The organism is Mycolicibacterium llatzerense, assembly GCF_025331195.1.
GTDB lineage: Bacteria > Actinomycetota > Actinomycetes > Mycobacteriales > Mycobacteriaceae > Mycobacterium > Mycobacterium llatzerense.
This window is the reverse complement of record NZ_LXOV01000001.1, coordinates 1,009,225-1,022,337: the sequence shown is the minus strand read 5'-3', so window position 1 is coordinate 1,022,337 and position 13,113 is coordinate 1,009,225. Positions and strand designations below refer to the sequence as shown.

14 protein-coding genes are annotated in these 13,113 nt (G+C 67.6%); 11 read left to right on the top strand and 3 right to left on the bottom strand.

Features of this window, described 5'->3' with window-relative positions; translation table 11 throughout:
* Positions 1–24: 24 nt before the first annotated feature.
* Together A7G45_RS05230 and A7G45_RS05225 are read right to left on the bottom strand one after the other, a co-directional pair.
* A complete protein-coding gene (locus tag A7G45_RS05230) occupies positions 25–1,149 on the bottom strand; it encodes an NDMA-dependent alcohol dehydrogenase (RefSeq protein WP_043391875.1) in 1,125 nt (374 codons plus the stop codon).
* Between the two features lie 181 nt (positions 1,150–1,330).
* Positions 1,331–2,365 (bottom strand): sigma-70 family RNA polymerase sigma factor, encoded by a 1,035-nt coding sequence (locus A7G45_RS05225; protein ID WP_260934491.1) that lies wholly within the window; start codon positions 2,363–2,365, stop codon positions 1,331–1,333.
* A gap of 60 nt (positions 2,366–2,425) precedes the next feature.
* Between A7G45_RS05225 and A7G45_RS05220 the strand changes: the two genes are divergently transcribed.
* From A7G45_RS05220 to A7G45_RS05205, 4 genes are all read left to right on the top strand, one after another.
* Positions 2,426–3,265, top strand: coding sequence for an alpha/beta hydrolase (locus A7G45_RS05220; protein ID WP_260934489.1), 840 nt, complete (start codon positions 2,426–2,428; stop codon positions 3,263–3,265).
* 13 nt (positions 3,266–3,278) lie between these two features.
* Complete coding sequence (locus A7G45_RS05215) at positions 3,279–4,310, top strand: alpha/beta hydrolase family protein (protein ID WP_260934487.1); 1,032 nt, start codon at positions 3,279–3,281, stop codon at positions 4,308–4,310.
* Positions 4,311–4,386: 76 nt separating this feature from the next.
* Positions 4,387–5,136 carry a DUF2786 domain-containing protein gene (locus A7G45_RS05210; RefSeq protein WP_043391212.1) on the top strand — a complete coding sequence of 250 codons (750 nt, stop codon included), beginning with the start codon at positions 4,387–4,389 and terminating at the stop codon, positions 5,134–5,136.
* 12 nt (positions 5,137–5,148) lie between these two features.
* Entirely contained in the window at positions 5,149–5,640 is a 492-nt protein-coding gene (locus A7G45_RS05205; RefSeq protein ID WP_260934484.1) for a TIGR04338 family metallohydrolase, read from the top strand.
* 35 nt (positions 5,641–5,675) lie between these two features.
* On the opposite strand, the gene A7G45_RS05200 is transcribed toward A7G45_RS05205, so the two are convergent.
* Positions 5,676–6,677, bottom strand: a complete 1,002-nt coding sequence (locus A7G45_RS05200) for a DUF4331 family protein (protein ID WP_260934483.1) — start codon at positions 6,675–6,677, stop codon at positions 5,676–5,678.
* 117 nt (positions 6,678–6,794) lie between these two features.
* Between A7G45_RS05200 and A7G45_RS05195 the strand changes: the two genes are divergently transcribed.
* The 7 genes from A7G45_RS05195 to A7G45_RS05165 all read left to right on the top strand — a co-directional run bounded on the left by A7G45_RS05195 (position 6,795) and on the right by A7G45_RS05165 (position 13,069).
* Positions 6,795–7,427 carry an O-methyltransferase gene (locus tag A7G45_RS05195; RefSeq protein WP_276554928.1) on the top strand — a complete coding sequence of 211 codons (633 nt, stop codon included), beginning with the start codon at positions 6,795–6,797 and terminating at the stop codon, positions 7,425–7,427.
* Between the two features lie 26 nt (positions 7,428–7,453).
* Positions 7,454–7,834: a hypothetical protein gene (locus tag A7G45_RS05190; RefSeq protein ID WP_260934480.1), complete on the top strand. Its 381-nt coding sequence runs from the start codon at positions 7,454–7,456 to the stop codon at positions 7,832–7,834.
* 141 nt (positions 7,835–7,975) lie between these two features.
* Complete coding sequence (locus tag A7G45_RS05185) at positions 7,976–8,413, top strand: SPW repeat protein (protein WP_260934478.1); 438 nt, start codon at positions 7,976–7,978, stop codon at positions 8,411–8,413.
* A gap of 177 nt (positions 8,414–8,590) precedes the next feature.
* Positions 8,591–9,931 (top strand): FAD-binding oxidoreductase, encoded by a 1,341-nt coding sequence (locus A7G45_RS05180; protein WP_260934476.1) that lies wholly within the window; start codon positions 8,591–8,593, stop codon positions 9,929–9,931.
* Positions 9,928–10,674 (top strand): DAPG hydrolase family protein, encoded by a 747-nt coding sequence (locus tag A7G45_RS05175; RefSeq protein ID WP_260934474.1) that lies wholly within the window; start codon positions 9,928–9,930, stop codon positions 10,672–10,674. Before A7G45_RS05180 ends, A7G45_RS05175 begins: the two co-directional genes overlap by 4 nt.
* 116 nt (positions 10,675–10,790) lie before the next feature.
* Positions 10,791–11,861 (top strand): alpha/beta hydrolase family protein, encoded by a 1,071-nt coding sequence (locus tag A7G45_RS05170; RefSeq protein ID WP_260934473.1) that lies wholly within the window; start codon positions 10,791–10,793, stop codon positions 11,859–11,861.
* Entirely contained in the window at positions 11,858–13,069 is a 1,212-nt protein-coding gene (locus tag A7G45_RS05165) for a saccharopine dehydrogenase family protein (RefSeq protein WP_260934471.1), read from the top strand. The genes A7G45_RS05170 and A7G45_RS05165 overlap by 4 nt, the downstream gene beginning before the upstream one ends.
* Positions 13,070–13,113 lie beyond the last annotated feature (44 nt).

Here is a 13,113-nt window from a genome sequence, read left to right as displayed (position 1 = left end):
TTTACGTCTGCTCGCGAGAAGCAGTTACCAGTCGGACTCGTCGAAGGTGACGACGCCACGAATGTTGTTGCCGTCCAGCATGTCCTGGTAGCCCTGGTTGATGTCCTCGAGCTTGTAGGTCCGCGTGATCATGTCGTCGATGTTCAGCAGACCGGACTTGTACAGCGCGGCCAGGCGCGGGGTCTCGATGTGCGAGCTGCCGCCACCGAAGATGTTGCCCTTCAACGTCTTCTGCAACATGGTGAACAGGAAGAGGTTCATCTTGACGTCGGCGTCCATCATCGAGCCCATGCCGGTCACGACGCAGGTTCCGGTCTTGGCCGTCAGGATCATGGCCTCTTCGATGTACTCGCCCTTCATCTCGCCGACGGCGATGATCACCTTGTCGGCCATCAGGCCCCAGGTCAGGTCGATCATCGGCGCGATGGCCTCGGCCATCGACGGGTAGACGTGCGTGGCACCGAACTTCAGCGCCTGCTCGCGCTTCCACGGGTTCGGGTCGATGGCGATGACGTGCTTGGCGCCGGAGATCACCGCGCCTTGCAGCGCGCTCATGCCGATGCCGCCGACACCGACGATGGCGACCGACTCACCGGGCTGAACCTGCGCCACGTTGGTGGCCGAACCGAAGCCGGTCGGCACCGCGCAGCCCATGATGGCCGCGGACTCGAACGGGATGTCCTTGTCGATCTTGACGACCGAGTCCTTGTGGACGGTCATGTACGGCGCGAAGGTGCCCAGCAGGTTCATGGCCGCGACCTCTTTGCCGCGGGCGTGAATGCGGTTGGTGCCGTCGGCGATCGACTTGCCACCCAGCAGGACGGCACCGCGGTCGCACAGCGAACGGAAGCCCTTCATACACGGCGGGCAGGAGCCACAGGCCGGGATGAACGCGAGGATGACGTGGTCGCCCTCTTCGATACCGGTGACGTTCTTGCCGACCTTGGTGACGACGCCCGCGCCTTCGTGCCCGCCGAGGCACGGCAGCGGCATCGGGGTGGCGCCGGTGGTCAGGTGGTAGTCCGAGTGGCACATGCCCGCGGCATGCATCCGGATCTGTACTTCGTCGGCGACGGGGTCACCGAGGTCGATCTCCTCGACCTGGAACGGGGAGTTCACTTCCCACAGCAGAGCACCTTTGGTCTTCATGACGAAGATCATAGCCACAAATCGAGAACACGTTCCAGAAAGATGCTATGGCAGGCGTTCTACCAGCGCATATATGGCATCAGAACATGTCGTACCAGTGGGCTGAAAACTAGCAGCAGTAGTGCGCGGGCCCTGTAGATAGGCGTGCGGAAACCACGACGGGCGCGCACTCAGGCGGCCGTCAGAGGTGCGGCGGCAGCCCGAATTTCTCGAACAGCGTCGGGTCCATGAAGGCGACGACGTGCGAGATGCCGTCGGGCTTGATGTCCAGCACGTGCAGCTGGAACGCCTCGTGCCGGCCGGTTTCGGGGTTGCGCATGTACATGCCCGCGGCGGACTGCCCGTTGGCGGTGGTGACGACGAACCGCATGTCGCCCGGGTGCTCGGCGGGGCATTTGAACCGGGACAGCTCGACGATGTCCCGCGGGCCGGAGTACCAGGTGTCGAACGGGGGCATCTCCCACACCGAGTCGGCGGTGAACAGCTCGACCAGGGCGTCCATGTCGTACGACTCGAAGGCGTGGACGTACTTGGCCAGCAGGTCGCGCGCCTCGTCGGACTCCGGGGCGACCAGCACGTCGTCCTGGCTGGGGCCGACCGCATCGAGTTGGGCGCGGGCCCGCTGCAGCAGGCTGTTGACGGCGGCGGTGGACGTCCCGACGGCCTCACCGACTTCGGCGGCCTTCCACTGCAGCACGTCGCGCAGCACCAGTACCGCGCGCTGGCGCGGCGAAAGATGTTGCAGCGCAGCGATGAAGGCGAGCCGCACCGATTCGCGGGAGCCGACGATGGTCTGCGGGTCACCCGGTGCGTCATGCACGTCGGGCAGCGGCTCGAGCCACGCGGTGTCGGTGCGCTCGGTGATCTCGGCCTGCGGATCGGCCGACGGCTGGCCGAGCCCGGACGGCAGCGGCCGGCGTTGACGGCCCTCCAGCGACGTCAGGCAGGTGTTGGTCGCGATGCGGTACAGCCACGTGCGCACCGACGACTTGCCTTCGAAGTTGTCGTAGGCCTTCCAGGCACGCAGGTAGGTCTCCTGCACCAGGTCCTCGGCGTCGTGCAGGGAACCGGTCATGCGATAACAGTGGGCCAGCAGCTCGCGTCGGTGCCGTTGCGCGTCGGCGAGGAACGCATCGCGGGACCGGGACGACGTGTCTGCTGCACCGGATTCGCTGAGGACACTCACCTGACCCAGGGTACGCAGGGGGTGTGACATCCGGCGGGAGTCGCGACGGCGACGGACGCGCCGACGGCAGACCCCAGATATTGTCTCTGCATGGCCACCACCCGCAGCGAACGCAGCTTCGACGGTATCGGCGGCACCAAGATCGTCTACGACGTCTGGGTGCCCAATACCGACCCGACGGGCGTGGTGGTGCTGTCCCACGGTTTCGGCGAGCACGCCCGCCGGTATGACCATGTGGCGCAGCGGTTCGGCGAGGCCGGGCTGATCACGTTCGCGCTCGATCACCGGGGCCACGGCCGCTCGGGCGGCAAGCGCGTGGTGGTCCGCGACATCTCCGAGTACACCGGGGACTTCCACCACCTGGTCGGCATCGCGACCGCCGAATACCCCGAACTCAAGCGGGTCGTACTCGGCCACAGCATGGGCGGCGGGATCGTCTTCGCGTACGGCGTCGAGCACCCCGACGACTACCACCTCATGGTGCTGTCCGGGCCCGCGGTCGACGCCCGGTCCCAGGTCAGCCTGCCGTTGGCGCTGGCGGCGAAGCTGCTGGGCTCCATCCTTCCTGGGCTGCCCGCGGAGAGCCTGCCGTTCGACGCGGTGTCGCGTGATCCCGAGGTGGTCGCGGCCTATAACGCCGACCCGCTCGTGTACCACGGCAAGGTGCCCGCCGGGGTGGGCAAGGTGCTGATCGAGGTCGGCGAGACCATGCCGCAGCGCGCCGCCGCCCTCACCGCACCGCTGCTGGTGGTGCACGGCGAGGCCGACAAGCTGGTGCCGGTCGCCGGCAGCCGCAAGCTGGTCGAGTGCGTCGGCTCCTCCGACGTGGCACTGAAGGTCTATCCGGAGCTGTACCACGAGGTGTTCAACGAGCCGGAGCGGGCAGTGGTGCTCGACGACGTCGTCAGCTGGATCGAAGTGCGCCTATGACCGGAGTTTTCCCGTGAAATGGGTTGTCCGCCTGTTGATTTGGCTGACGGTGCTGGCGGTCGCCGCGTGTGGCTCGACCACCCCGGGAACCGACTGGGTCGATGAGGACGTCAGCTTCGTCGCCGATGGGCTGACCATCCACGGCAGCTACCGCCATGTCCCCGGCTCCGCCGCGGCCCCGTCGGTGTTGCTGATCTCCGAGAGTGGCCAGACCGACCGCAACGGAGACAACGCCGTCGCCGGCAAGGTCGGCAACATGCGGCAGCTCGCCGAGTACCTGTCCGGCAAGAACGTCGACAGCCTGCGCTACGACAAGGTCGGCACCGGCAAGACCGGCGTGGGCCCGCACGCGCAGAACCTGCGGGACGTGGGCAGCGCCGTCTACACCGCCGGAGCGAAGGCGGCCGTGCAGTTCCTGTCCACGCAAAAGGGCACCGACACGTCACGAATCTCGGTGTACGGCTTGGGTGAAGGCACCGTGCATGCGCTGGCGCTGGCCACCGACACCAGCGAGGGTGCTCCGAAGGTTCATTCCCTCGCGCTGCTGCAGCCGCTGGCCGGCCGGTATCTGGACGTCATCACCAATCGGGTGCGCTCCTCGGTCGACGCCGACGTGAAGGCCGGGGCCAAGACCCGGCAGCAGGCTGACCAGGTGATGGCGGACTGGGCGGCGGCGGTCGCGACGACGCGGGCCACGGGCACCCCGCCGGCCAAGCTGCCCGAGGGTCTGAGCGCGATCCTCAATGCCGCCAACGCCAAGGCGGTGCTGGAGGCGGACGCCATCGACCCGCTGGCGCTGGCCGCGAAGGTCCCGAACGGCACCCCAGTGCTGCTGACCTGTTCCGACTCCGACGTGCAGGCATTCTGTGAAGCGGAGCAGCCGCTGATCGCCGCGTTGGCGCACACTGCGCTGACCGTGGTTCCGCTGAAGGGCGTCAGCCACGTCCTGCGCGACGATCCCAGCGACAACGTCGCCAACTACGCCAACAAGGCGCCCCTGTCTCCGCAGCTGGTCAGCGCGCTGGACGGATTTGTCGGCCGGTAGTCGTACACTGCCGCCATGGGGGATGAAACAAGCACTATGTATCTGAAAGGTCTTGTCGGACAAGGTAGTTGGTACGATGAGTGACGACAAGATGTTGGCCCGGATCGCGGCGCTGCTGCGGCAGGCCGAGAACACCGACAACGAGCACGAAGCCGAGGCGTTCATGGCAGCCGCGCAGCGGCTGGCCACCACCACCTCGATCGACCTTGCGGTGGCGCGGTCGCATGCGGCGACCAGGACCGCGGCGCAGGAGCCGGTGCAGCGCACCGTCACCATCGGGGAGGCCGGCACCCGGGGGCTGCGGACGTTCGTGCAGTTGTTCGTGCTGATCGCGCGGGCCAACGACGTGAAATGCGATATCGCGTCGAATTCGACGTTTGTCTACGCCTACGGGTTCGCCGAGGACATCGACGCCACCCACGCCTTGTACGCGAGTGTGGTCGTACAGATGGTCAAGTCGTCCGACGCGTATCTCGCGACCGGTGCGCACCGGCCGACGCCGACCATCACCGCCCGGCTGAACTTCCAGCTGGCGTTCGGCGCGCGGGTCGGGCAGCGGCTGGTCGACGCGCGGGACGAGGCCCGGCAGGCGGCGACGGTCGAGCGCGCGGATCGGCCGGGGACCGCGGTTGCGTTGCGCAACAAGGACCTTGAGCTGGTCTCGTTCTACAAGAAGACGTCGCAGGCGCGCGGTAGCTGGCGGGCGACGAGCGCGTCTGCCGGCTACTCATCGGCGGCGCGGCAGGCCGGGGACCGCGCCGGGCGCCGGGCGCGGTTGGGACCGAGTCCCGAGTTTTCCGGTGCGCGTACTGCCCTGGAGAGGTGACCCGGTGGAGCGATGAGCCGGGACGCCCAACAGTCCGCGGTGTATGCCGCTGAGCAGTTCGTGCGCACGTTGTTCGACCGCGCATCCGAGCGTGGCAATCGGGCGGTCGAGTTCTTCGGAGCTCAGCTGACGCTGCCGCCCGAGGCCCGCTTCGGATCCGTCGACGCGGTGCGGCGCTACGTCGACCAGGTGCTGACCATGCCGGCAGTGGCGGCGCGGTGGCCCGACGCCGGTGCGGTGGCCGTGCGGGCCCGTCGGGGCGTGACGGCCGCGCACTACGAAGCCGGTGACGGCGGCGCGGTCATCGCGGTACCTGAACGCCAAACAACCTGGGCGCTAAGAGAATTGGTGGTGCTGCACGAGGTGGCTCACCACCTCTCTGCCGCGGTGCCGCCACATGGGCCGGCGTTCACCGCGACGTTCTGCGACCTGGCCGACGTGGTCATGGGCCCCGAGGTGGGGCACGTGCTGCGGGTGGTCTACGCCAAAGAGGGCGTGCGCTAATTCGCGCACGCTCGCGGGCGTCGAGCGATCGAAAATCAGTGCGGCGGACCTAAATACGGGAAGACGTCCAGGACGTCGGTGTGTGGACTCAGGCCCGACGGCGGGCACTCGCCCTTGGTGAGTGACGCCAGGCGGTAGTCGATCACATCGTCGGTGAACACCCGCCCGTTCGGATACCTGGCTGGTTCGGCGGGGTTGAACGTCAGCATGTCGGGCAGGATGCCCTCGGCGTCGACAGCGGCGACGGCTTCCTCGTCCGAGTAACCGCCAGTGTGCCCGAGGAGGTGGACGAACATGGGCAGCCAGCGGTCGCGATCATGGATCGGCAAGCTGGCGTTGTACTCCTCCTTGGTGTCGTCGGTGTTGAAGAAGCTGCTGACCGACGGATGCCCGGCGCGGTCCACATGGAGCAGCTCGCCGTCCCGGCGCACGCTGCAGCGGCCCCAGATCCGGATGTCCGGTGCGGCCCCCAGTTGCGCAGTCGGCAGTTCCAGGACCATCGAGCACACGTTGGCCTGCGTGTTGGAATCCACGCCGGTCCAAGGGAACTCGCCGCTGAGATGGAGTGCGGTGAAATTGCGGCCACCCCTGATGTCGAACAGGTTCTTGATGCCGTCGAAGTCGAAGAAGAAGGCATCGCTGCGCGCGCCGGCGAAGAACTGGTATCCGTCCGACTCGGCGATCACGGGCTCTTTGCCGAATGACACCTCGACGCCCTCGAAGATCTTGTCGCCCACCGCTTCCGGTGACTCGGCGTCCTTGCCGGTCGCGAGATATACGTCGACCGTCTGGCGGCCGGAGATGGGCTCGGAAAACACATAGCTGAAGGCGATGTCGTTGCAGAGGTCGCCGTCGTTGTCGATGGCCAGCCGATAGATGGCATCCGGGTGCAGGGCGTCGGCGCTTGGGTTGGCGTTGAGGATCAGGACCGTGCGGGCCGGGTCGGCCGGCGATTGGAACGCGTACAGATCGCAGAGGTCCAGCCGCTGGTCGCCCAGCGGCGGGCCCAGGCTGAGCCCGGTGAAGTGATTCGACATAGGCGTCATTTAAGTCGTCGGGGGTCTGCCGCGAGCCTGAATCGGCCGATCACCGACGGGTTCCGCCCGCGCTAGCCTGGCTTTGTGACGGAACCAGATCCGAAGACTGTTGACGAGATGTTCAACCAGGTGCTGCGCACCGAGGACGAGGCGCTGGCTGCAGCCCGCCAATCTGCGGTGACGGCCGGGATGCCGGCGATCGAAGTGTCCGCGCAGCACGGAAAGTTGTTGTCGCTGTTGGCGACGATCAGCGGTGCCACCCGGGTGCTGGAAATCGGCACGTTGGCCGGCTACAGCACCATCAACCTGGCGCGCGGCGTCGGCGCGGCAGGCCGCGTGACGACGCTGGAATACGACGCTCGGCATGCCGACATTGCCCGGGCCAACTTCGAGGCTGCCGGCATCGCCGATCGGGTCGAGGTGCTGGTCGGTGCGGCCCTGGACACCTTGCCGCAACTGGCGGAGCGCGGCGAGCAGTTCGACTTCTTCTTCATCGACGCCGACAAGGAGAACAACAGCGCCTATGTGGAATGGGCGGTGCGGCTGGCGGTTCCGGGCGCGGTGATCGTCGTCGACAACGTGACCAGGATGGGCCGGGTGCTGGAACCCGCTGCCGATGACCTGCAGGCCCGCGGAGTGCGCGACATGCTGGAGCTCGTGGGCAATCACCCGCGGCTGCAGGCCGCCGCTATCCAGACCGTCGGCACCAAGGGCTGGGACGGTTTCGCCGTGGCCCGGGTGGGGGAGTAGTGGTCAGGGCTGGGCTGAGAACGTCGGTGGCGGGATTGCTGCTGGTTGTCGGTATCGCGCCGACGGCCTCCGCCGATCCGGCGCCGCTACCGGAAGCGCCCGTGTCGCCCGGAACGACGTTCGTCGACGATCCGGCGATCCTGGACGCGCACCCGCTGACGGCAGAGTCCTGGAGCCGGCTGGACCCGGAACCCGCTTTGGCGCTGAACATCTCGGTCGGATCGCCCGACTGCTGCGGGGTGCACGCCGCCGTGCAGGAAACGGACCAGTCCGTGGTGGTCACGCTGACGTCCGGCCGCCGGTCTGACCGCGAGCGCATGGTCTGCACCATGATGATCATGCCCGGCAAGATCATTGTGCCGCTGAGCAATCCGGTCGGGGAGCGGACAGTGCTGGTTGCCGAATAGGTCCGTCGGACGCCGCGATCGGGCCGCTACATCTCTGCCATTCTGCGGCCGCTCTCGACGCGCCAAATCCGCGTAACCTGGGCAGTGATGGATGGGTGCGGCGAGGCCGAACCCCTTGCCGCGTAACGGAAGGGGTATGAAATGACTACGGTCCATTCATCGATAGATCAACACCCCGACATCCTGGCGCTGCGGGCCCGCTACGACCGCGTCGCCGAATCGATGGCGGCGCAGGCGACCTTCGGGCTGACCCTGCTCACCGCGGTCTACGTCGCGATGTCGCCGCAGATCATCGGCTACCAGGGCTCCGCCAAGCTGACAGTCAACGCGCTGATCGTGGGCGGCACCATCGGGTTCCTGGCCATGTGCTTCGGCTGCGCGCTGGACCGGACCCACGGGATGACCTGGACACTGCCGGTTCTCGGTGTGTGGCTGGTGATTTCACCTTGGATCTATGGGGGCGGACCCACTGCCGGCGTCATGTGGTCGCACGTGATCAGCGGTGTGTTGGTCGCGGTGCTGGGCATGTACGCGATGTACTTCGGGATGCGGGTGCGCAACTCGGACCGGCACGGGTGATCGCTACCTGCCGTAGGTAGGTCCCACGGCAGACTGCCCACCAGCCGAGCGTCAGGAGCTCGGCCGGCGGGCAGGTCTGTGCTCGGGCTGAGGGTCCCGCATTGCTAATTTGACGCGACGGCCAATTCCTGGTGCTACGTTTCGGTGAGGGTGGGCATCGAAGCGTGAGGAATCGCGGTGACAGCTTTGGCCGAGGTCCGACATTTCCGCCGCACCGATGCGGGCTATGACGAGGCCCGCCGCGCGACGGTGTGGAATGCGCGTGTGCCACAGCGCTTTCCGGACATCATCGTGCAAGCGTCCAGCAGTGCCGACGTGGTGGTGGCCGTCCGGTATGCCCGCGCGAACGGCCTGTCTGTCGGCATCCGTTCCGGCGGGCACAGTTGGGCGGCCAACCATCTACGCGACGGCGGCATGCTGCTCGACGTGAGCCGGCTCGACGTCTGCCGGGTCGATCGCGACGCGATGATCGCCGTCGTGGGCCCAGGCAAGGGCGGCAGTGTGCTGGCGACCGAACTGGAACGACAGGGTTTGTTCTTCCCGTCCGGGCACTGCCGGGGTGTCGCGCTCGGTGGCTACCTGCTGCAGGGTGGTTATGGGTGGAACAGCCGGGTGCTCGGGCCGGCGTGCGAAAGCGTGCTGGCGCTCGATGTGATCACCGCAGACGGCGAGCAGATCCGTTGCGACGCCGAGCATCACCCCGACTTATATTGGGCCGCACGGGGATCCGGCCCGGGATTCTTCGGTGTGGTGACGGCATTTCACCTGCGGCTCTACCCGAAGCCGCCGGTGTGCAGCAGCAGCCTCTACGTCTACCCCTTCGAGGCCGCCGACGAGATCTACGCGTGGGCCCGCGCGATCAGCGCCGACGTCGACCGCCGGGTGGAGCTGCAGATCGTCGCCTCGCGGGCCATGCCCAGTTCTGGTCTGGATGCACCCGGCATCGTGCTGGCCTCGCCGGTGTTCGCCGATACTGACAACGAAGCGAAAGATGCGGTGGCACTGCTGGATACGTGCCCGGCACGGGCGCAGGCCCTGATGGCCGTGCCGTACGCGCCGACGAACCTGCCCACCTGGTACGAGGCGGTGATGAGTAACTACCTGAGCGACCACCGCTACGCCGCCGACAACATGTGGACGTCGGCCTCGGCGGCCGAACTGCTGCCGGGCGTGCGGAACATCCTCGACACCATGCCGCCGCACCCGTCGCATTTCCTCTGGCTGAACTGGGGGCCGTCGCCCGCCCGTCAGGACATGGCGTACAGCCTGGAAGACGAGGTCTATCTCGCGCTCTACTCCGGCTGGGCCGACCCCGCCGATGACGAGAAGTACGGAGACTGGGCCCGGTCCAATATGGCGGCGATGTCCCACCTGGCCACCGGGATACAGCTGGCCGACGAGAACCTGGGGGCGCGTCCGGCCCGGTTCGCCACCGATGCGGCCATGGCGCGACTGGACGCTGTGCGCGCACAATATGACCCGGACGGTCGCTTCTACGCGTGGATGGGTCGGACATGAGCTACCTGGGTTATCGCGGCGACGACGCCGACACGGCATTCGGCAGGTTCTTCAACCCGGACATGGCGGCGCTGCCCCGCCATGTGGTGCAGGCGCTCGAGCATGGGCCGCAGGCCGGCCCGGTGCTGCCCGACTTCGATGAACCGCTGGCCGAGGACGGTTATCAGCAGACCGAGAACGGGTACGGCAGCCTGTCGGACGGCGGCTACACCGTTGCCGTGCGCACTGATATGCCGGGCGTGACGCCGCAGATGTGGGACTGGTGGTTCGGCTGGCACGGCTGCGATCCGCGCCGCTACAAACTCTGGCATCCCCGGGCGCATGTGTCGGCGCAATGGCGCGACGGTCGTGACGACCTCGCCTATGTCGGCCGGACGTCGCTGGTCGAGGAGTATCTCGGGTCGGCGCTCAGTTCGGTGGCAATCCAATTCGTCGACCCGGCGTCCCAAGGGCACGCCGGGCTGGCCATCGCGGCCCGGCTGGGTTCGGCCGACATCCCGGTCGACATCGGGTGGCTGGTGCATCAGGTGCGGCCGACGCCGGATGGCGCCGAGATGCGCTCCCGATTCTGGATGGGCGGCCAGCACGTCAGTTTCCGTGCTGGTAAGTCCTTGGCGGACCACGCTTTTCGGGTACTTGCCGCGCGTCAGCTACCTCGTCCACGGGATCTGCTGGTGCACTGCGCGCAGGAGATGAACCACCTCGCCGGCTTCCTGCCCGAGCTGCACTCCGAATTCGCCTGACCGCCGACCGGCCAGTTATGGCACGCGAAACCTGGAAACGCGTGCCATAGCTGGCCGCTCAGCGGGTGTGGCTGACGCCACTGACACAAAACTATCAATCACGATACGATCGTTGCATGAATGATAGTTCTGAGCGTGTTCGCCGCCGCCCTGGCTGGGTGCGTTGCACGCTGATCACGCTGGGCTGTGTCGTCGCGGTGCTGCTCTCGGCGGGCGGTTGGGTGCTCTACGCCAACAACTTCGCGATCCGCGAGCAGCACGTCACCATCCCCGGGCCGGTGCAGCCGCTCGACGGTGTACTGGCGCTGCCGAAAACCGGGTCGGGTTCGTTCGGGCTGGTGGTGTTCGTGCACGGCGACGGGCCCGCCGACGCCAGCCGCGACGCGGTCTACCGGCCCATCTGGGAGTCGTTCGCGCGGGCCGGCTACGCGTCGTTGTCGTGGAACAAGCCCGGCATCGGTGGCGCTCCCGGCAACTGGCTGGACCAGAGCATGGCCGACCGGGCCGACGAGACAAGCGCCGCGATCGACTGGGCCCGCACCCGGGCCGACATCGATCCGCACCGGATCGGCGTCTGGGGTATCAGCCAGGGCGGCTGGGTGGTGCCCGAGGTGGCGGCGCGCAAACCCGACCTGCAGTTCGTGATTCTGGTTGGCCCAGCGATCAATTGGCTGCGCCAGGGTGAATACAACCTGCGGGCCGACCTGCGCGCGCGGCAGGCGCCGCAGTCGGAACTCGCCGCGGCACTAGACCGCCGGGAACGGACGAACCAGCTGCTGCGCAACGGCGCCACCTACCGCCAGTACCGCGTGGCGCACATCGACTCGTCGCCGATGTCCGCGGACCGCTGGGGATTCGTCGCCCGCAACTACCGCGCCGACGTTACTGCCACGCTGCCGCGCCTCGCGGTCCCCGTGCTGCTGGAGCTCGGCGAGGACGATCTGAACGTCGACGTGGCCGAAACCGAGCGCGCCTACCGCGAACTGGTACGTCCGGAGCTGCTGACGGTCCAGACCTATCCGCACGCATCACACAGCCTCGCCAGGGATGACCTGGAACGCAATCCCAATAGCGTAAAGGCCTACGCGATAGGAACTTTCGCGCCGCGGCAGATCTACGCACCCAGCTACCTGGACAACCTCCGGCGTTACGTCCAGGAACTACCGGCCGCCAAGGAGGCCCGATGAGGATTCTCGCGCTGGGTGGCCCAGGGGCGATGGGTGCCGTCGCGGTCCGGCTCGCCGCGCAGCTGCCCGGGGTCGACGAGATCGTCATCGCGGACCGCGACGGCGCCGCCGCCGGCCGGCTGTGCGGACAACTCGCCGACGCCACGGTGCGGATCAGCGCCGCCCAGGTCGACGTCACCGACGACGCGGCTCTCCGCGATGCGCTCGAGCCGGCCGACCTCGTCGTCAACACCGTCGGGCCGTACTACCGCTTCGGGGTCCCCGTGTTGCGGGCCGCGATCGCGACGGGGACGCACTACGTCGACATCTGCGACGACTGGGAACCGACGGTGCAGATGCTCGAACTGGACGAAACCGCCCGTGCCGCAGGCATTTGCGCCGTCATCGGGATGGGGGCCAGCCCGGGCGTGAGCAATCTGCTCGCCGCGACTGCGGCCGCCGAACTCGACACGGTCCGCGATGTCTACACCGCGTGGCCGGTGGACGTACCCGGCACCGGCGACAACGGCGGCGAGGTGCTGTTGGGCCCGGACGGGCGGCCCTCGGCGGCGGCCGTGCACTGGATGCTGCAGAGCAGCGGCAAGATTTGTACCGTCCGGGCGGGGCAGTTGACGTTCGAGCGCCCGTTGCGCCCGATCGGGCTGACCTTGCCGCGAGGCCGCCACGGCACCGCATACTCGATCGGTCACCCCGAGCCCATCACGTTGCGGCGGACGCTCGGGCTGACCGGCGAGGCCGTCAACCTTATGGTGATCCGGCCGCAGACGCTGGCCTATCTCGACGTGCTGCGCCGCGACATCGACCGGCGCCGATTGACCCACGAGACGGCAGCGTTGCAGTTCGCGAAGCCGAACCTGTTGCGCTACTTACGATCTGTCCCGTTGTCTCTGAGCAGCAACGGACCGGGCACGCTACCGCCGTTCTTCGCCGCGGTGTCCGGTGCCAGTTCCGGACGCGACCGCGTGGTGCTGACCCATCTCGACCTGTCCGGTACCGCGGCGGGTTTGTTCGGTGACATGGCCCGGGCCACCGGAATCCCACTCGCCATGGGGCTTTCGCAGATCGTCGACGGCACGGCGCGACGTCCCGGGGTACATCCGCCCGATGCCGTCATCGATGCGCGGCGGTTCTTCGCGGACCTCGCCCGCCAGCTCGATCAGCCGGCCGACCGGCCGCTGGTCGTCATCGAACGGGACGAGCGTGCCTAGACTTGGAAACCCCGCCGGTTGTGCCGCGGGCGCAAGGAGCTGAC

Excerpts from the sequence above, each read along its gene's own strand:
- A7G45_RS05185 (WP_260934478.1), top strand. The coding sequence starts at position 7,976 with ATGACTACGGTCCATTCATCGATAGATCAACACCCCGACATCCTGGCG.
- A7G45_RS05205 (WP_260934484.1), top strand. The coding sequence starts at position 5,149 with ATGAGCCGGGACGCCCAACAGTCCGCGGTGTATGCCGCTGAGCAGTTC.
- A7G45_RS05170 (WP_260934473.1), top strand. The coding sequence starts at position 10,791 with ATGAATGATAGTTCTGAGCGTGTTCGCCGCCGCCCTGGCTGGGTGCGT.
- A7G45_RS05175 (WP_260934474.1), top strand. The coding sequence starts at position 9,928 with ATGAGCTACCTGGGTTATCGCGGCGACGACGCCGACACGGCATTCGGC.
- A7G45_RS05230 (WP_043391875.1), bottom strand. The coding sequence starts at position 1,149 with ATGAAGACCAAAGGTGCTCTGCTGTGGGAAGTGAACTCCCCGTTCCAG.
- A7G45_RS05165 (WP_260934471.1), top strand. The coding sequence starts at position 11,858 with ATGAGGATTCTCGCGCTGGGTGGCCCAGGGGCGATGGGTGCCGTCGCG.
- A7G45_RS05220 (WP_260934489.1), top strand. The coding sequence starts at position 2,426 with ATGGCCACCACCCGCAGCGAACGCAGCTTCGACGGTATCGGCGGCACC.
- A7G45_RS05200 (WP_260934483.1), bottom strand. The coding sequence starts at position 6,677 with ATGTCGAATCACTTCACCGGGCTCAGCCTGGGCCCGCCGCTGGGCGAC.
- A7G45_RS05195 (WP_276554928.1), top strand. The coding sequence starts at position 6,795 with ATGTTCAACCAGGTGCTGCGCACCGAGGACGAGGCGCTGGCTGCAGCC.
- A7G45_RS05225 (WP_260934491.1), bottom strand. The coding sequence starts at position 2,365 with ATGTCACACCCCCTGCGTACCCTGGGTCAGGTGAGTGTCCTCAGCGAA.
- A7G45_RS05210 (WP_043391212.1), top strand. The coding sequence starts at position 4,387 with ATGAGTGACGACAAGATGTTGGCCCGGATCGCGGCGCTGCTGCGGCAG.